The sequence below is a fragment of the Agrobacterium sp. 10T429 genome, assembly GCF_056393925.1.
In genome coordinates this window covers 1-413 of the sequence record NZ_JBFTGV010000069.1, presented here as the reverse complement: position 1 = coordinate 413, position 413 = coordinate 1, and the positions used below count along the sequence as shown (strand labels likewise).

At 66.8% G+C, this 413-nt stretch carries 1 protein-coding gene; it reads right to left on the bottom strand.

What is annotated here, in order from left to right:
• Positions 1-368, bottom strand: a 368-nt coding sequence (locus tag AC1DCP_RS26560) for a sulfite exporter TauE/SafE family protein (protein WP_476774895.1), incomplete at its 3' end; no start/stop codon positions are given.
• Positions 369-413 lie beyond the last annotated feature (45 nt).

Below are 413 nucleotides of genomic sequence, written 5' to 3'. Positions count from 1 at the left end.
AGCTTGAACAGGTGGATATCCAGCTTCGGCAGGATCGACACCCCGATCGGGATGCCGACCGCCCCGCCGATCAGGAACGGCAGCACGGTGGGCAGATGGAACTTGCGGCGGACCGTGAACGCGGCCAGCAGTTGCCCGGTGAGCGCGCCGAACACCGACATGGCCGACGCCATGCGCGGATCCACGCCCCATGCCCAGAACGACATGGCGACCATGCCGAACGCGAACCCGGACAGGCCCTGAACGAAGCCGGCAACGGCGGCGCCGAGGGCAATGAGGATGACGACCGGATCGACGGACATGAGGGGGCGGAAGGGGCGTAACGGGGCGAAGGGAAGCGGCATTGTAACGTCGTCGCCACCCGCCATATCCCTCACGCGCCCCTCCTCACCCTAACGGGTCACGTCGAACTC